The organism is Pseudomonas sp. EA_5y_Pfl2_R50, from assembly GCF_963970475.1.
Lineage (GTDB): Bacteria > Pseudomonadota > Gammaproteobacteria > Pseudomonadales > Pseudomonadaceae > Aquipseudomonas.
In genome coordinates this window covers 47,927-64,755 of sequence record NZ_CAXAPT010000014.1, presented here as the reverse complement: position 1 = coordinate 64,755, position 16,829 = coordinate 47,927, and the positions used below count along the sequence as shown (strand labels likewise).

At 59.1% G+C, this 16,829-nt stretch carries 15 protein-coding genes; 7 read left to right on the top strand and 8 right to left on the bottom strand.

The features are described from left to right. Positions 1-20 precede the first annotated feature (20 nt). Together AACY19_RS22215 and AACY19_RS22210 are read right to left on the bottom strand one after the other, a co-directional pair. Positions 21-941: a universal stress protein gene (locus AACY19_RS22215; protein ID WP_339453757.1), complete on the bottom strand. Its 921-nt coding sequence runs from the start codon at positions 939-941 to the stop codon at positions 21-23. Positions 942-972: 31 nt separating this feature from the next. Further along, a complete protein-coding gene (locus tag AACY19_RS22210) occupies positions 973-1,860 on the bottom strand; it encodes a universal stress protein (protein WP_339453756.1) in 888 nt (295 codons plus the stop codon). Between the two features lie 319 nt (positions 1,861-2,179). Here AACY19_RS22210 and AACY19_RS22205 point away from each other — a divergent pair, with 319 nt between their 5' ends. After that, positions 2,180-2,743, top strand: coding sequence for a GNAT family N-acetyltransferase (locus AACY19_RS22205; RefSeq protein ID WP_339453755.1), 564 nt, complete (start codon positions 2,180-2,182; stop codon positions 2,741-2,743). 53 nt (positions 2,744-2,796) lie between these two features. Here the strand turns inward: AACY19_RS22205 and AACY19_RS22200 are convergent, their stop codons facing one another. The 4 genes from AACY19_RS22200 to AACY19_RS22185 all read right to left on the bottom strand — a co-directional run bounded on the left by AACY19_RS22200 (position 2,797) and on the right by AACY19_RS22185 (position 6,465). Next, a complete protein-coding gene (locus tag AACY19_RS22200) occupies positions 2,797-3,720 on the bottom strand; it encodes a universal stress protein (protein WP_339453754.1) in 924 nt (307 codons plus the stop codon). A 104-nt stretch (positions 3,721-3,824) separates the two neighbouring features. Further along, complete coding sequence (locus tag AACY19_RS22195; RefSeq protein ID WP_339453753.1) at positions 3,825-5,063, bottom strand: MgtC/SapB family protein; 1,239 nt, start codon at positions 5,061-5,063, stop codon at positions 3,825-3,827. A 45-nt stretch (positions 5,064-5,108) separates the two neighbouring features. Beyond that, positions 5,109-5,351 carry a hypothetical protein gene (locus tag AACY19_RS22190; protein ID WP_339453752.1) on the bottom strand — a complete coding sequence of 81 codons (243 nt, stop codon included), beginning with the start codon at positions 5,349-5,351 and terminating at the stop codon, positions 5,109-5,111. A 40-nt stretch (positions 5,352-5,391) separates the two neighbouring features. After that, positions 5,392-6,465 carry an NAD(P)-dependent alcohol dehydrogenase gene (locus AACY19_RS22185; protein WP_339453751.1) on the bottom strand — a complete coding sequence of 358 codons (1,074 nt, stop codon included), beginning with the start codon at positions 6,463-6,465 and terminating at the stop codon, positions 5,392-5,394. 274 nt (positions 6,466-6,739) lie between these two features. Between AACY19_RS22185 and AACY19_RS22180 the strand changes: the two genes are divergently transcribed. Further along, a complete protein-coding gene (locus AACY19_RS22180) occupies positions 6,740-7,666 on the top strand; it encodes a universal stress protein (RefSeq protein WP_339453750.1) in 927 nt (308 codons plus the stop codon). Between the two features lie 36 nt (positions 7,667-7,702). Here AACY19_RS22180 and AACY19_RS22175 read toward each other — a convergent pair whose 3' ends face one another. Continuing rightward, on the bottom strand, positions 7,703-9,232 hold the full coding sequence (locus AACY19_RS22175) for a sensor domain-containing diguanylate cyclase (RefSeq protein WP_339453749.1): 1,530 nt from the start codon (positions 9,230-9,232) through the stop codon (positions 7,703-7,705). 283 nt (positions 9,233-9,515) lie between these two features. Between AACY19_RS22175 and AACY19_RS22170 the strand changes: the two genes are divergently transcribed. Both AACY19_RS22170 and AACY19_RS22165 read left to right on the top strand, forming a co-directional pair. After that, a complete protein-coding gene (locus AACY19_RS22170; protein ID WP_339453748.1) occupies positions 9,516-10,637 on the top strand; it encodes an SMP-30/gluconolactonase/LRE family protein in 1,122 nt (373 codons plus the stop codon). A 238-nt stretch (positions 10,638-10,875) separates the two neighbouring features. Beyond that, positions 10,876-11,688 (top strand): DUF1206 domain-containing protein, encoded by an 813-nt coding sequence (locus AACY19_RS22165; protein ID WP_339453747.1) that lies wholly within the window; start codon positions 10,876-10,878, stop codon positions 11,686-11,688. Between the two features lie 105 nt (positions 11,689-11,793). On the opposite strand, the gene AACY19_RS22160 is transcribed toward AACY19_RS22165, so the two are convergent. Further along, positions 11,794-12,702, bottom strand: coding sequence for a helix-turn-helix domain-containing protein (locus AACY19_RS22160; protein ID WP_339453746.1), 909 nt, complete (start codon positions 12,700-12,702; stop codon positions 11,794-11,796). A gap of 162 nt (positions 12,703-12,864) precedes the next feature. On the opposite strand from AACY19_RS22160, the gene AACY19_RS22155 reads away from it, so the two are divergent. The 3 genes from AACY19_RS22155 (at position 12,865) to AACY19_RS22145 (ending at position 16,702) form a co-directional block, all read left to right on the top strand. Next, the gene (locus tag AACY19_RS22155; RefSeq protein WP_339453745.1) at positions 12,865-14,223 is read left to right on the top strand and encodes a glutamine synthetase family protein; all 1,359 of its coding nucleotides are present in this window, start codon (positions 12,865-12,867) and stop codon (positions 14,221-14,223) included. 92 nt (positions 14,224-14,315) lie between these two features. Beyond that, on the top strand, positions 14,316-15,404 hold the full coding sequence (locus AACY19_RS22150; RefSeq protein WP_339453744.1) for a polyamine ABC transporter substrate-binding protein: 1,089 nt from the start codon (positions 14,316-14,318) through the stop codon (positions 15,402-15,404). After that, positions 15,401-16,702, top strand: coding sequence for an NAD(P)/FAD-dependent oxidoreductase (locus AACY19_RS22145; protein ID WP_339453743.1), 1,302 nt, complete (start codon positions 15,401-15,403; stop codon positions 16,700-16,702). Before AACY19_RS22150 ends, AACY19_RS22145 begins: the two co-directional genes overlap by 4 nt. Positions 16,703-16,829: the final 127 nt, after the last annotated feature.

Sequence of the window (16,829 nt, the reverse complement as noted above, 5' to 3'; positions counted from 1 at the left end):
CAGGCTCGATGGCACTTCGTTCAATCGAATGAGCATAGAGGCTTGACGATCATCAAACTGCACGGCGCCCGGTTCAGCAGGCTCTCGACGGTATCGCCAATAAACCGTGCAGGGGTGTGATGATAAACCGTGCCCAGTACCACCATGTCGAAGCCATGCTGCTGTGCGAACAAGCCAATGACCTTGTGGGGAATACCTGTCAGCAGATGTCGATGGGCGTCCTCGACGCAATAGCGCTCGGCGATCACATCGAAAGCCTCTTGCTGCGTATCTTCAATCGCGACCCTGAAGCTGTCTTCAAGACTGCCTGTCGGCACGCTCGTCAGTGCATCGCTGATCTCTGACCAACGACTGACGTTAAGCAAGTGCAACTCGGCGCCGCAACTGGCCGCCAGGGTCGAAGCCAGATCAACTATCCGGTCATTCAAGCCGTGCGTCAGCTCTTCCAGATGGGACAAATCGATCGCCGCCAGGATTTTCAAAGGTTTGGGATGCCTGGCACTGGTCACCAGATGCAGATGCGTCGGACACTCGCGCAGCAGGCGCCAGTCCAGGGGGCGGTGAAAGGCGCGGTCGAGTGCTGGCACGTAATGGGTGTCCTTGATCACCAGGTCCGGACAAAAGTCATTCACGTATTCCAGCAGGTTGGTCAGGCTCGATCGGGCCCAGACCACTTCGCTGCTCACCTGCAGGCCGCCGCATCGGTAAAAACGTGCCTGCTGCTCCAGCCAATGACGGTGCACCTGCAAATAGCCTTCTCGTGCCTGGGCCATCGCGTCGCGATCCACCAGCCCGGCGACCGCCAACGCCTGAACATAATCGAACGCGACAATGTGCAACAACGCACCGGTTGCACACGCCAGGGCATGGGCACGCTCAAACGCCGGGGTATGGGTCATTTCACTTGGCGCGATCAATAGAATGCGTTTGAGCTTGAACATCACGTACCTCGCCCCGGGCCCTGCCAGTCGATTATTGAATCGCCAAAACGCTGCATGGGGCCTGATACAAAATGTGCTCGGTCGTGCTGCCCAGCAGTTTGTGCAGTCCATGGGACTGGACTCTGCCCATCACGATCACATCCACGTTGTGTTCAGCCGCAAACTCACTCAGCACCTTGACCGGATGTCCGTCGATGAAATGTCGCCGATCCGGGGGCACACCGAACTGTTCTGCCAACCGAAGGAACGACTTTTTCAGGTCTCTGCGAAGCTCTTTAGTCAGGTCGGCGAGCGTGAGGCCGTCCATGCCGGCCAGAAAAGCCGCCGAGATATCGCAGGCGCAAAGCAAATGCAGCTCGGCATTGCACTGCATGGCAAGACTGCAAGCCTGCTTGATGATTCGCTCATTAAGTTCGTCATCAGCCGACTCGACGTCCGAGACTTCGACGGCCGCGACAACTTTACGGGGCAAGCCCTGGCTACTGCCGCCGACCAGATAAACCGGCACCGGACAGTGGCGTAACAAGTGCCAGTCCAGCGGCGTGAAAAAGGCCCGTTTGAGCACCGAGGCGTGGTCAATTTCCTTGATCAACAAGTCCGGCTGCATGTCCGTAACGTGATCGATGATGTCTTGCTTCATGTCCTCGGCCCACGTGACCTGCGTGGTCACCTCAATGCCCTGACCACGCAGGTTCTGCGCCTGAGCCTCCAGCCAGCCGCGATGATCCTGCAGGTATCGCTCGCGGGCCAGTGTTCGATCCCCCTCCTCAAGCAGCGATAACCATTTGAGCGACGGGATCAGCGCCGCGACATGCAAACTGGCGCCGCTGGCCTGGGCCAGTGATGCTGCATGACTCACGGCCGGGGAATGACGCAGCGCCGGATTGATGATCAGTAAAAGACGTTGATACTGGCTCATGATCCATCTCCAAGTGACGCAAAAGTTAGGCCCAAACCGCTAGTGGGTCAGGCGTCAGCGCTTGACCCTTATCGCCAGAGTGCTGCCGGGCACAGTTCTGTGTGGCTAACCATCAGTCGGCCAACAGCTGTGCATGGATGAAGACTGCGCGCCTTCATCTGGAGCGGTTTGATTTACATCAAGCACTGGTCAACCAGTGTTGCAGGCACAACTGTCTGATCCAGATCAGATCCAGGCCCCGGCAACGGTGTAGAAAAGCAATCACATGCGGCCATTTATTGCCGCTCCCGGCTTGCTAACTGCACTGGAGGAATACCTCATGCTGACCGTCAAAGACCACAATGATCGGGCTGCGGCCGCTTACAGCGCGATCACTGGGCAACATTGGATTGAAGCGCTCAAGGACGGTCGCCACGTGTTGATCCGGCCACTGGCGCAAAAGGATCGCGACCGTGAATATGACTTCATCAAACGACTGTCTCCCGAATCCCGGCACATGCGTTTTCTCGCGCAGATCAACGAACCCGGCGCTGCGATGCTCGATCAGTTGATGGACACTGACAACAAACAGCGTGTGGCCTATGTCGCCCTGGTTCATGACAACGGGCAACTGATCGAGATTGGTGTCAGTCGTTACGCGGCCACCGGCGAGCATGAGTGTGAATGTGCCGTAACGGTGGCCGATGAGTGGACCCATCTGGGGCTGGGTACATTGCTGATGGAACATCTGATCAAGGCAGCCCGCAAAAACGGCTTTCACCAGATGTACTCGGTGGACGCCGCCAGCAATGCGCCGATGCGCGACCTGGCCAGCGCACTGGGTTTCGACACGCACAATGACCCCGACGACAGCCGCCAAGTCATTCACCGGCTTTACCTGTAAAAAATCGCCCCGCGGTGTTCCGGCCAACGGCTCATCACGGGGCGATCAACCGCTCAGGATTGCAGCATTCTCCCAGGCTTTATCGCCAGCACACTGCACGGCGCCCGATGCAAGAGTTGCTCGGCCGTGGTGCCCAGCAGTTTGCTCAATCCCTTGTGCTGCACCGTGCCCATGACGATGACATCGATGTCGTGCTCGCTGACAAATTCACAAATATTCGGGACGGGGGCGCCCTCCATGAAGTGTCTGCGCTCTGGTGGCACACCGTGGCGTTCAGCAATGGCCGCATAGGCTTCATGCTGGGCCGTTCCCAACATTTCATAGATCCCGGTGGCCAACGGTAATGCGGCAAAGCCCATGTCCTGGGCGTAGATCGCCGTCCAGTCATACACATGCAACAGTTCAAGATTGGCATCACAGAGCGCCGCCAGCTTTTTGGCTGCATCGATAATCTGGTCATTGAACACAGCGTCCTGATTGTCATCTCGCAGCACATCAATAATGGCCAATACATTACGAGGCCGGGCGTGCAACGGCGTGGTCACCAGGTGCACCGGCACAGGACAATCGCGCAGCAACTGCCAATCCAGCGGAGTGAAAAACACGCGTTTTAACGCCGACTCTTCCTGGGCGTCCTTGATGATCAGCGTCAGCGGCATCTCATTGATGAAGTCCAGGATTTCCTCAAAAGGCTGCTGCACCCACACCACCTCGCTGGTGACCTCCACGCCATGTTTTCTCATCAATCCGGCCTGATCGGCGAGCCATTGGCGATGAGCTTGCAGATAGCCATCCCGGGCCAACGCGAATTGTTCCGGGGCAAACAACCCGGCCACCGCCAAGGCCTGAGAATAATCGAACGCCACGATATGCACTGGCAATTGCATCACCTGCGCCAACGCCGCGGCCCGATCAAAGGCCGGGGTGCGAGTCATGGCTGGAGGGGCGATCAAGAGTAAACGTTGAGTCTGCGACATGGAGCACCTCGGCACACGGCCATTTCAGTCCAGTAGTAGCGTCACAGATTGATCGCTGCTGGTTTTGCGCATTTGATTTTTGTCAGTGAGGGGCGCGATAGCCGTCAGGAAACCCCCATGCCTGCCCATAACGCCAGTGTCAGCAACACCTGGCCAGGCATCACATAAGCGGCGAAGCGGCGCCCACCGCTGACCCACGCCACCACGCATTTACTGATGGAGTTGCTGCTCACCGCAATCAGCACTGGAACGACAATCGCATCGAACGATATCTGGCCGGACTTGGCCAGCGTGGCAATCGATGCCGTGGAAGCATGCGCATCGGCAAAGCCACTGAACATGGTCGTCAGCATCACCCCTGTCTGGCCGAAATGGCTGAGCATCAATGAGGAAACAAAGGTAATGCTGGTCATGGTCAACGTGACGATCAGGGCCAGCTTGAGGTTGAACGCCCCTCCGACGTTGATCGGTGGGCTGGCCTCGGTCGTTGACGTGGGAAACATCAGGCACAGCCCATACAACGCCGTGGCGCCGGCTCCGCACATCAATGGCCCCCATATATGACGCAGCAAACCGGGGTCGACCGCTCCCAGTATCAGGCCAACCTGCGTGACGGTGGCCATGTTGGACAGGATCGCGGCTGCGCTCAGAACCTTGATATTGGCGGGCTGCCGCGCGACGAGATTGCCCATGGCAGCGATTGTCATGGTGCTGGAGGCGAAACCGGAGGCGATGGCGCTGATCGCATATCCGTAGCGGGCTCCCAGCGTCCTGACCGCGATATGGCCCACCGCCCCCACCGCCATCAGCAATACGGTCAGGCTGCAAATGGTGCGCGGATTGATGGCGGCGTAGGGACCGATGAAGCGATCCGGTGCCAACGGCAGCACCACCAGCGCAGCCGTCAAGAGGATAAGGCCGTCGCCTAGCTCCACATCCGTCAATTGGCTGCGGGCAAAGTGATGCAGCTTCTCTCGATAAGTCAGCAGCCCCGCCATTACCACGCCGACAGCAATCGCCAGCTCAGGGTTTGTGCCGCACAACGCTCCCAGCACCAACACCGTTAACAACGCCACTTCGCTGGTGACACCGGGGTCGTCGCTCAGGCTTCGCCAGTACGCCACGGTGACGAGCAATCCCACAGCGATAGCGACAATGCCCACCAGCAAACCGCCGCCGACCTGCATCGCCACATATCCCAGCAACGCCGTAATGGCGAACGTCCGTAAACCCGCACAGGCGCGGGACTCGCCCTGCCCCTTGTGCCGTTCGCGTTCCAGGCCGATGAGCATGCCAATCCCCAGCGCCACCGCCGCGCCTGTCAGCCCAATGCCGGCGTTCATTGGGGTGTCGTCTGCTTGAAATGCGTCCGGCATTGGCCCACATCGTTACTCCACAGGGTCGGCGAAAACGCGCTCGCCATCGGCGTAAGCGGCTGGGCGGTCAACTGCCCGCCTTGGGTTGTCTATCAGGCGATCATCACCAGGCCAGACATGGGGCGCCTCGATACGTGCCGTGAGCAGGCCAACAAACGCCTGCGCGTCTCCCAGGCTGTTGAAGCTCACTGTAAAGTCATCCATGCACACGACCCAGCAACGGTTTGCCGGTTTCTCCGTGATATCAATGATCATGGAAACCTCCGTATTGCTTCGAGAATCAGCGCGCACAGCCTCACGGCGTGATCGCGACCTTCATGACACCGTCCCGCTGGTGGGCAAACAACTCGTAGGCTGCTTCAATATCATCGAGTTTGAAACGGTGGGTCACCAGTGGCGACAGGTCCACGCCTGCGCTCTGCACCACCGCCATCAAGCGCCGCATGCGCTCCTTCCCGCCCGGGCACAGGGTGGTCACAATGCTGTAATCACCCAACCCTGCAGCAAAGGCGTCCAGGGGAATGCGCAGATCGCTGGAGTAAACGCCCAGGCTCGAGAGTCGACCACCCGGACGCAGCACCCGCAACGCAGATTCGAACGTGCCCTGGGTGCCCAGTGCCTCGATGGCAACATCGACACCACGGCCATCGGTCAGCGCCATGATGTGCTCGACCACGTTGCCCTCCTTGAAGTTGACGACATGGGTCGCGCCCAGCCGTCGCGCGACACTCATCCGTTCGGCCACGGCATCCACGCCAATGATCGTTGTCGCGCCCTTGAGCCGCGCCCCTGCGACCGCGCAAAGCCCGATGGGGCCCAAGGCAAACACGGCAACGGTATCGCCAATGGTCACCTCCCCTCGCTCAGCCCCGGAAAACCCGGTGGACATGATGTCCGGGCACATCAGCACCTGCTCATCACTGAGCCCATCGGGAATGGGGCATAAATTGGCAAGGGCGTCCGGCACCAGCACGTACTCGGCCTGACAGCCGTCAATGGTGTTGCCGAACTTCCAGCCACCGATGGCGCGAAAACCGTGGCGGGTCTCTGGACCATCCTGTGAACCGCAGCCACACAGGCACGCGTAACTTTGTCCGCTGGGCGTGATAGCACCGGCAATGACCCGCTGCCCTTCGACAAATCCGCGCACCTGCGATCCCAGTCGCTCAATAACGCCCACCGGCTCGTGGCCTATGGTCAGGCCTTTGGCCACAGGATATTCACCGCGCAGGATATGCACGTCAGTGCCGCAAATCGTGGTGGTGGTGATACGGATCAATGCGTCCAGAGGACCGACCTCAGGAACAGGCTTGTCTTCCAGCACGATCCGGTTCTTCTCGACAAAAACAGCCGCTCTCATGGTTGCCATGATGACCCACCTTTTCGTATGTAACCCGAGGTCTGCAAGAGCCCAAAGACTGCGCCGCAGCGACGGACGAAAGATTGATAATGGTCAACAATTTGCGCTTGGGCTGAAGTCCCGATGACCGCACGTCGAAAGATACCCTCCTCTCACTTCGATTTGACAAAGATCAAACCCGGCGCCCTGAACAGCGGCAGTCTAGGTGTAGTTTTCATCGCTCAAGCACACAGCAGCCATCGGGGCTGGCGATCACGCGACTACTTACCACCGGAGATTTGTCATGACTGAGCAAGCACGCTTCATGCTGGTCGTCTCGCCATTGATGGAAAACAGCCCTGCCTTCGACCGCGCCGCCGCACTGGCCAAAGCGTCGGATGCTGCACTGCACATCGTCGCGTTCGATTATCTGGAGGGGCTGGCGACCGCTGGGCTGGTCAACGAACAGGCCTTGGAACAGATGCGCGTGGGCTACGTCGAGCGCCATCATCAATGGCTCGAAGACCAGGCCCGGCCACTGCGTAAGATCGGCGTACCTGTCACTACAGAAGTGGTGTGGGTCGAACGGCCCTTGCAGGAAATCCTCATCCACCTGCGAGAGCAGCCGATGGCAGCGTTGATCAAGGCACTGGAGCACGAGTCGTTGCTATCACGCCTTATGTTCACGCCACTGGACATCCACTTGCTACGTGAATGCCCGGTGCCGCTGCATTTTGTCAGTCATACACACCGTGCCCTGCCGCGCCGGATCGTCGCCGCCGTCGATCCCTTCCATCGCGATGGCCAGTACGAGGGACTCAACGACCGGATTCTGCGCGAAGCGGCAAGACTGGCGAGCACGTGCAACGCCGAACTTGACGTGATCTACGCCCATGACCTGTCGTCCCTCAGTGCCGCCGAATTCGGCTTTGACAATGCCTCAGCGTTCTTTTCCTCCAGCGCCGCGAAGAAGTTGTTTGACGCCCAAGGCGAAGCCTTCCAGGCGCTGGCTGCGCGCAACAACATCCCGGCAGAAAACCAGCACATGATTATGGGAGATCCCGCCAAGGTGCTTTCGAGCTATGCCGATGCTTACGACATCGATGTGATCGTCATGGGCCGTGTTGTCCATCGAGGGATAGGCCGTCTGGTCGGCAGTACGGTGGAACATCTGTTGTACAAAATGCCTTGCAGCGTGTGGGTCGTGGCACCGGAAAACCTGACCGTCTGAAGCGTGCTGCCAGAGGTTGACAGTGCTTCACGCCCCTTATTTTGCAAACGTAAAAACTGCGGCCGATTCAGCCCTTACAAACTGGTTACGCCCTTGCGCCTTGGCGTTGTACAACGCCTGATCCGCCGCTTCGATCAATCCCGGCAAGTCATCCAGTTGCGCGCCTGCTGCCATCGCGATGCCAATACTCACGCTCAGGCGCCCGAACGGGCTGGCACCATGCGCGATGTTCTGTTGCTTCAGGCGGTCGAGGATGAGTTGCGCCACCACCGCGGCGCCGTCAGTGTCGGTGTCCGGCATGATGACGCCCATCTCCTCGCCACCGTAGCGCGCCAGCAGGTCTGAGGGACGTCGCACACAGTCCTGCAGCACGCGGCCAACGGTCTGCAAGCAAGCATCGCCGGCGACATGCCCGAAGGAGTCATTGAATAGCTTGAAGTAGTCGATATCGATCATCAGCAATGCCAGCGTGCTGCCGTCGCGTTGTGCCCGTCGGGCTTCCATGGCGAGGCTTTCGTCGAAGCAGCGCCGATTGGCCAGACCGGTCAGAGAATCCTTCATTGCCAGCAACTCAAGCTGACGATTGGATGAGAGCAGTTGCTGCTGCGTACCGCGCAACTGGTCCTCGGCCTGGGTACGGCGGCGGATATCCAGAATCAGAAACCAGCCGATCAGACTGGTCAGCCCGAGCAGCCCGGCCACCACCACGGCCGAGAGCCACGCCTCCATGCGCCACGCGGCCAGTGCTTCGCGCTTGCCAAGAGCGACAGTGGTGATCAACGGCAGCCGATCACTCTTGCGGAAGGCGTACAGCCGCTCAATGCCGTCCAGGCTAGAGGTAAACGACGCGGTGCCGACTGAGTGATCGACCAGATACTTCGCATAGATGGGCGACTTGGAAAAGTTGCGCCCCATGTCCTGCTCGCGAAATGGGTAGCGAACCAGCAACGTGCCATCGGTATAGGACAAGCCGATGGCGCCCTCCTGCCCGACATCGAGCTTGCCAAACAGGCGCAGGAAGTTTTCCACCCCCAGTGTCACCGCCACCACGCCGGCAAACTCGCCGCGAGCGTCGTTGAAGCGGCGGCTGAGCGTAATCACCCACTCTTGATTGGAGCGGCTCTGAATCGGCGGGCCGATGAACGTCTCGCGGGAAGGGTTATCGCGATGATGGATGAAATAGGCGCGATCACTGTTGTGCGCCCCGGCCGGAATCGGCCGGTTGGACGACATCAGCCAGCGTCCCTGAGTATCGTAGATGGTGATGCCGCTGAGCTGCGGCATCAACGGTTCCTGGCGCTTGACCAAGGCGCTCAGCCGCTCAATCTGCGCGGGGCCACTGCCCTCGGTTTCCAGACGTTCGACGAGGCCGAGCAACAGCAATGAACTCTGGCGAACGATACCTTCGGAGTAAGTCACCAAGGCCTGGGTCAGGTTCAAGCCATGGACGTTGACGTCCTCCAGTGCGCGCTCTCGAGAAGCCAATACTTTCCACACCGTCAATGACGCGAGGGAACAACCGATCACCCACAACAAAAGCACAACCAGATGAGTATCACGCTTCACATTGCTACCTTTGGGAAAGTCCGGTTTTCCGTTGCAGCGACTCATGACCGCCTCTACGGCTGCCGACTCAGGCGCTTGCCGCGAGCAAGGATACAAGCAGTCATGAAACGTTGCATGAGAACCTCTTCTCAAGCACCAGGTTATTTGCAATTGAGGAAATATTCACCGGATTCACCGCTGTGTACGCACGATGGCGGATGCGCAACGAATAACTTGTACGATGTCTTACCACGATGCTTTACTACGTCTCCCCCAACAAAAATAAAACCACGGAGATTGCTACATGGACTCATCCCTGTCCGCCAAGCCTGAAAGCCTCGACCGGGCGCAAGGCAATACCCGCCGCAGCTTCCTGAAAAAGTCCCTCGCTGTTTCCGCCACGCTCGCCACCGTCGGCAGCACCGCGCTGACCCGGATCTCCGAGGCCGCCGAGCCCTTGAGCCAGCGCTACCCTGACCCACTCATACACATCCTCGACGACAGCTTCCTCGAGCTGCGAGTTTTCAATGCCAGTGTTGAAAAGCTCGCCACCGGCATGCGTTGGGCCGAAGGACCGGTCTGGATCGGTGATGGCCGCTATCTGCTGGTCAGCGACATCCCCAATAACCGCATCATGCGCTGGGACGAAATCACCGACGCCTTCACCGTGTACCGCGAACACTCGAACTTTTCCAACGGCATGTGCAGGGATCGCCAGGGTCGCCTGATCGTGTGCGAAGGCTCCACCACCACCCGCGAAGGCCGTCGCATCACGCGCACTGAATCCAACGGCACGATCACCGTGCTGGCCGAGAGCTTCGACGGCAAACCCTTCAACTCGCCCAATGACATCGTCTGCAAACGTGACGGATCACTCTGGTTCACCGACCCGCCCTTCCAGACCGGCAACAATTACGAAGGCCACAAAATCACCCCATCCCAACCCCACGCCGTATACCGCATCGACGGCGAGAGCCAAAAAGTCACCCGGGTCATCGACGACCTCAACGGTCCCAACGGCCTGTGCTTTTCTCCCGATGAAAAAACCCTGTACGTCGTGGAAGGTCGCGCCAAACCCAATCGCCTGATCTGGGCGATTGCCGTGAAGGACGACGGCACACTCGGCGAACGCCGCAAGCACATCGAAGGGCTGGATTATGCAGCGATCGACGGCATCAAATGCGACGAAGCAGGCAATCTGTGGTGCGGCTGGGGCGGCAATGGTGACCCTAGGGCCGATCTGGAAAAACTCGACGGCGTGCGCGTTTTCAATCCGCAAGGCAAGGCCATCGGGCACATTTCGTTGCCAGAGCGTTGCCCGAACGTGTGCTTCGGAGGACGGGAAGGAAATCGGTTGTTCATGGCCGGCAGTCACTCGATCTATTCGCTGTTCGTAAACACCCGTGGGACCACGTTTTCGTTGTAAAAAAGCTCGTCTCGCGACGGTTTCGCGAGTATCGACACAGCGACGCCTTCTAGCTGTTCGCTCTTCATGATTGATCAAACCTGCGTGTGTGAGCGGGGAAGTCCGATAGCCCTCACCGAGTGGCTATCGGCACGACATTAGGGGCGCGCGCGCTGTGCCCGGCAGTTTTCCCTTCGGTTAATAGAACCCCTCCCGGTGAGAGGGGTCTGCTGTTGCATCACTCTCGGGAATCGATCCAATGTCCGCGCAACGCAGCCTTGTCATACTCGCTCGGGGAGGCTACGCCGCTCGAGGAGTGCTTTATCTGATCATCGGGATTTTCGCATTGCTGGCAGCCCATGATTCGACAAAACCCAAGGACAGCCACAGGAGCCTCGAAGCCTTGCTGGCTCAGCCATTTGGCTATTTTCTGGTGGGGCTTGTGGTGGCCGGTCTGCTCGCTTTCGCGGCGTGGCGTTTCCTGCAAGCGACCCGCGATGTCGACCATCACGGCAAGCATCTCAAAGGTCTGGTGATTCGCGCTGGTCTGTTTGCCGGCGGCCTGGTCAATGGCGCTCTGGCATTCTTTGCACTGGGCTTGCTCGTAAGCGGTATCAGAAGCTCGGGCAATTCCGGCGGGCAGACCAAAGACTGGCTGGCCCATCTCTTGTCCTGGGAATACTCGAATATGTTGGTGTACCTGATCGCGCTCATTCCGCTGGGTGTCGGAATCGCTCACATCATCAAAGGGTGGAAGGCGTCCTTCGAGAAATATTTCGAGGCCGACGAAGAGGTCATGCAGTACGTCCGCCCGGTGTCCCGGTTCGGCCTGATCGCCCGTGGCGTCGTGTTCATGGAAATTGCATTGCTGCTGGCCATCAGCGGTTCCACGTATCAAGCCATGAATCCACCGGGCATGAAGGAGGCCCTCGACGCCCTCCAGAATCTGCCGGCGGGATGGCTGATGTTGATGGTGATGGCCGCGGGACTGATTGCGTTCTCGGTTTACAGTTTCTCTGAAGCTTGCTGGCGCAAGATCAATATGGATGTGCCGGGCGTATCGAGACCGTAGGACGTCGCAAAATGGTCGATTGCCAAGAGCAAATGGCGCTCATCCAGCACGTGGTCGAAATGGCCGCGAATGTGCGCCCGGCCCCACACAACACCTGATTCTTCGTTAGCCGATTCGTGAACGCTTCAGCGTCTCGCTCGGCAACTCCTTGAACAGCGTCCGATAGCTACTGGAAAACCGCCCCAGGTGCCAGAACGACCAGCGCATCGCCACCTCGGCGACGGTGGTTTCCGTGGGCCTGCGCTTGAGCAATTCACGGTGGGCGCTGTTCAGCCGCCGCAGGCGCAGCCAGTGGCTGGGCGTCATGCCGGTGTAAGCCTTGAACGCTTGTTGCAACTGACGCAACGACACGCCGGCGACTTGCGACAGCTCCAGCAGATTGACCGTGTCCTCCGGCGAATCAGCCGCCCATTCGCCGACACGTTTCATGATGGTTCTCTCTTCCGTGCGTCGCTGCAATCCGCCAACGTCCAGGCACACGCGGGCGTTGTCGAGGATGAACAGACAATCATCCAACAGCTGTTTTGTCAGACTGTCTTTATCAAGTGGATCAATAGCTTGCGACAACTTCGTGAGAGTCGAGCTTAACCAGCGGCTGAACAAGGCGTTCTGTCCGCAGTTGAGCTGGGTCATGAACAAACCCTCGAGTTTTGCCACATCCAGACCATGCTGACGGACAAATTCGGGACCGAACACCACCGCAATTTCCTGGTAATTCTCCGGGGTGATCCAGATGTTGCGGCTCTCTTCATTGAGCAGATACAGCGCGTTGTCGCTGCGATCAAAACAGAACGCCAAAGCGCCCGACGGCGCGCTGAAATTCTGCTCGACGCGGGTGTTCATCTGCTCTTCATAGACCTCGACACCCTGCAGATCCAGATAGCGGATCTGCCCGGCGAAATGGCCTGGAGACATCTGTTGGTAATGCTGGACCCAGCCCGGTGTGGCACGGACTTGCTCGGCGACATCGGCGGTGTTGAACGCTTGGACGTGTAGCGGATTGCACGTTGTCATGGGGTGACCTTGCGCACTCTTTTGGTGCGCTTTGGTGCTGCTTAAAGTGGATAGATGGAACCGCAGGGCTCGCCCAAGATAGTCGTCAACGCGCCACAGGGGAAGGGGCGGAAGATGAAACCCGCCCTCCCCGGCGTCTATAAAACCAATAACGAGGTCTTTATGAATGCCCCTTTCGATCAGCTGTTCACATGGCTGAAAGATCACAAGATTACCGAAGTGGAATGTGTGGTCAGCGACCTGACCGGCATCGCTCGCGGCAAGATCGCACCGACCAACAAGTTCCTGCATGAGCGAGGCATGCGCCTGCCGGAAAGTGTGCTGCTGCAAACGGTAACCGGGGATTTTGTCGACGACGACATCTACTACGACCTGCTTGACCCGGCCGACATCGACATGGTCTGCAAGCCCGTCGCCGATGCGGTCTATGTGATTCCATGGGCAATCGAGCCGACCGCCATCGTCATCCACGACACCTTCGACAAGTTCGGCAACCCGATTGAACTGTCGCCGCGCAACGTGCTGAAGAAAGTCCTGCAGCTGTACACCGACAAAGGCTGGAAGCCGATTGTCGCGCCGGAAATGGAGTTCTACCTGACCCAACGCTGCGAAGACCCGGACTTGCCATTGAAGGCGCCGCTGGGCCGCTCGGGCCGCGCAGAAAGTGGCCGGCAGTCGTTCTCCATCGATGCCGCCAACGAATTCGACCCGCTGTTCGAAGACGTCTACGACTGGTGTGAACTGCAAGGTCTGGACCTCGACACGCTGATCCACGAAGACGGCCCGGCGCAGATGGAAATCAACTTCCGTCACGGCGATGCGCTGGACCTGGCTGACCAGATCACCGTGTTCAAACGCACCATGCGTGAGGCCGCACTCAAGCACAACGTCGCCGCAACCTTTATGGCCAAGCCGATTGGCGATGAGCCGGGCAGCGCCATGCACATTCACCAGAGCGTGGTGGACATCGCCACCGGCAAGCCAGTCTTTGCCGGTGAAGACGGGCAAATGAGCGAGCTGTTCCTGCATTACATCGGTGGATTGCAGAAGTACATCCCGAAGGTGTTGCCGATGTTCGCGCCGAACGTCAACTCGTTCCGCCGCTTCCTGCCGGACACCTCCGCACCGGTCAACGTTGAATGGGGCGAAGAAAACCGCACCGTCGGCCTGCGTGTGCCGACCTCCAGCCCGGAAGCGATGCGCGTGGAAAACCGTCTGCCGGGCGCCGACGCCAACCCGTATCTGGCCATCGCGGCAAGCCTGCTTTGCGGTTACATCGGCATGGTCGAAGGCATCGCTCCGAGCACCGCCGTACAGGGCCGCGCCTACGAACGCCGCAACCTGCGCCTGCCGATCACCATCGAGGAGGCGCTGACGCAAATGGAAGAATGCGAAACCGTCGCGCAATACCTGGGCGACAAATTCGTCCGTGGCTATGTCGCGGTGAAACGCGCCGAGCATGAAAACTTCAAGCGCGTGATCAGCTCGTGGGAGCGTGAGTTCCTGATGCTGAGCGTCTAACCCGAGTCTGCACCATCCCGGTGGGAGGGGGCTTGCTCCCACCAGGGATTAGCGAACCACCTGAAAAATCCAACAATTTAAGAGGTGTTGAAATGCGTCTGTTGAAAACCATGATTCCCGCCGCTCTGGCCCTGATGTGCAGCGCCGTAGCAAACGCCCAACCCCAGGTCAGCGTTTACAATTGGACCGACTACATCGGCGAAACCACCCTCGCCGACTTCCAGACCCAAACCGGGATCAAGGTGATCTACGACGTTTTCGACTCCAACGAAACCCTCGAAGGCAAGCTCCTTGCCGGTCGCACCGGTTATGACGTGGTCGTACCCTCCAACCACTTCCTCGCCCGTCAGGTGAAGGCCGGCGCGTTCCTCAAACTGGATCGCGAACAACTGCCGAACTTCAAGAACCTTGATCCGAAACTGCTTGAGTTGCTGGAGAAGAACGACCCGGGTAACGCACATTCGGTGCCGTACCTGTGGGGTACCAACGGCATTGGCTACAACGTCGACAAGGTCAAGCAAGTGCTGGGCATCGATCACATCGATTCCTGGGCCGTGCTGTTCGAGCCTGAAAACCTGAAGAAACTCACCCAGTGCGGCGTATCGATGATGGATTCCGCCGACGAAGTCTTCCCCGCCGTGCTCAATTACATGGGCATGGACCCGCGCAGCGAAAACCCTGAAGACTATAAAAAGGCTGAAGCGAAACTGCTGAGTATCCGTCCGTACATCACCTATTTCCATTCTTCGAAATACGTGTCCGACCTGGCCAACGGCGACATCTGCGTGGCCTTCGGTTACTCCGGCGACGTGTTCCAGGCCGCCAACCGGGCCAAGGAAGCCAAAAACGGTGTAAACATCGCCTACACCATTCCGAAGGAAGGTGCCAATCTCTGGTTCGACCTGCTGGCCATCCCGGCTGACGCCGGCAACCCCAAGGAAGCCCACGCCTTCATCAATTACCTGCTCGATCCGCAAGTGATCGCCAAGGTCAGCGCGTCGGTCGGTTATGCCAACCCGAACCCGGCCGCCAAGCAGTACATGGATCAGGAACTGGTCAACAACCCTGAGGTTTATCCTTCTCAGGCCGTGCTGGACAAACTCTACATCTCCTCTACCCCGCCCCAGGCCATCATGCGTCTGATGACCCGGTCCTGGAGCAAAGTGAAGTCGAACAAATGAATCAACACACTCAGGAGCACGCCCGCTCCTACTACGCCGCTTCGGCTCGGGCGAGCACAGCCTATCCGCTGCTGGACGGTGACTTGACCGCCGATGTTTGCGTGATCGGCGGCGGATTCACCGGGGTCAATACCGCCATCGAACTGGCGCAGCGCGGGCTCTCGGTGATCCTGATCGAAGCGCGGCGCATCGGTTGGGGCGCCAGCGGGCGCAACGGTGGCCAGTTGATTCGCGGCATCGGCCATGAAGTCGAAGGCTTCGCCAGGTATGTTGGTCAGGACGGCGTGCGTTATTTGCAGCACGCCGGCATTGATTCGGTTGAACTGGTGCGCCAGCGCATCGGCGACAACAACATTGAATGCGACCTGCGCTGGGGCTTCTGCGAACTGGCCAACACCCCGGCGCAATTCGAAGCCTTCAAGGCTGAGCAAGTCGAACTCGCCGAACTCGGTTACGCCCATAAGACGCGCCTGGTCGAGGCTGAGCAGATTCGCCAGCAAGTGGTCAACGCTGCCGGGTATGCCGGCGGCCTGATCGACATGGGCTCCGGCCATCTGCATCCACTGGATCTGGTGCAGGGTGAAGCACGCTTGGCGGCCTCTCTGGGTGTGCGCATTTTCGAGCAGAGCCCGGTGCTGGAAATCATCCATGGCGCCACGGTGCAGGTGCGCTGCGCCAGCGGCACCGTGCGTGCCGGCAGCCTTGTGCTGGGGTGCAACGCGCATCTGGATGAACTCGAGCAGCAATTGAGCGGCAAAGTGCTGCCGGCCGGCAGCTATATCATCGCCACCGAGCCGCTGTCCGAAGAACGCGCCGCGCAACTGATCCCCCACAATCTGGCCCTGTGTGACCAGAAAGTCGGCCTCGATTACTACCGGCTCTCGGCGGACCGGCGTCTGCTGTTCGGCGGTGCCTGCCACTATTCCGGACGTGATCCGGCGGACATCGCCGCCTATATGCGGCCGAAGATGCTCAAAGTCTTTGCGCAACTGGCGGACGTTCGCATCGATTACCAGTGGGGCGGCAAGATCGGCATCACCGCCAACCGCTTCCCGCAGGTCGGGCGACTCAAGCAGCATCCGAACGTGTTCTACGCCCAGGGCTATTCCGGTCACGGCCTGAACGTCACGCACTGGTGCGCGAAGTTGCTGGGCGAAGCGATTCATGCCGGTCACAGCCAAGGCATGGACGTGTTCAGCGGCGTGCCGCACATGACCTTTCCTGGCGGCCCGGCACTGCGCTCGCCGCTCTTGGCACTGGGCATGTTCTGGTATCGCCTGCGCGAAATCCTCGGCTGACAGAACACACAACGCTGTCGCGACCTGATCGTTGCCACGCTCGCTTGGGAACGATCAGGCGCAGGTGAGCTATTCACATTTGCTCTATCGCAAAGCGCTTCTATATTGATGAGGAGCTTTTGCGTTC

What these genes read in the sequence shown, in the direction of transcription:
- AACY19_RS22170 (WP_339453748.1), top strand. Translation starts at nt 9,516, where the DNA reads ATGGACTCATCCCTGTCCGCCAAGCCTGAAAGCCTCGACCGGGCGCAA.
- AACY19_RS22215 (WP_339453757.1), bottom strand. Translation starts at nt 941, where the DNA reads ATGTTCAAGCTCAAACGCATTCTATTGATCGCGCCAAGTGAAATGACC.
- AACY19_RS22155 (WP_339453745.1), top strand. Translation starts at nt 12,865, where the DNA reads ATGAATGCCCCTTTCGATCAGCTGTTCACATGGCTGAAAGATCACAAG.
- AACY19_RS22200 (WP_339453754.1), bottom strand. Translation starts at nt 3,720, where the DNA reads ATGTCGCAGACTCAACGTTTACTCTTGATCGCCCCTCCAGCCATGACT.
- AACY19_RS22190 (WP_339453752.1), bottom strand. Translation starts at nt 5,351, where the DNA reads ATGATCATTGATATCACGGAGAAACCGGCAAACCGTTGCTGGGTCGTG.
- AACY19_RS22145 (WP_339453743.1), top strand. Translation starts at nt 15,401, where the DNA reads ATGAATCAACACACTCAGGAGCACGCCCGCTCCTACTACGCCGCTTCG.
- AACY19_RS22210 (WP_339453756.1), bottom strand. Translation starts at nt 1,860, where the DNA reads ATGAGCCAGTATCAACGTCTTTTACTGATCATCAATCCGGCGCTGCGT.
- AACY19_RS22180 (WP_339453750.1), top strand. Translation starts at nt 6,740, where the DNA reads ATGACTGAGCAAGCACGCTTCATGCTGGTCGTCTCGCCATTGATGGAA.
- AACY19_RS22205 (WP_339453755.1), top strand. Translation starts at nt 2,180, where the DNA reads ATGCTGACCGTCAAAGACCACAATGATCGGGCTGCGGCCGCTTACAGC.
- AACY19_RS22195 (WP_339453753.1), bottom strand. Translation starts at nt 5,063, where the DNA reads ATGAACGCCGGCATTGGGCTGACAGGCGCGGCGGTGGCGCTGGGGATT.
- AACY19_RS22165 (WP_339453747.1), top strand. Translation starts at nt 10,876, where the DNA reads ATGTCCGCGCAACGCAGCCTTGTCATACTCGCTCGGGGAGGCTACGCC.
- AACY19_RS22160 (WP_339453746.1), bottom strand. Translation starts at nt 12,702, where the DNA reads ATGACAACGTGCAATCCGCTACACGTCCAAGCGTTCAACACCGCCGAT.
- AACY19_RS22150 (WP_339453744.1), top strand. Translation starts at nt 14,316, where the DNA reads ATGCGTCTGTTGAAAACCATGATTCCCGCCGCTCTGGCCCTGATGTGC.
- AACY19_RS22185 (WP_339453751.1), bottom strand. Translation starts at nt 6,465, where the DNA reads ATGGCAACCATGAGAGCGGCTGTTTTTGTCGAGAAGAACCGGATCGTG.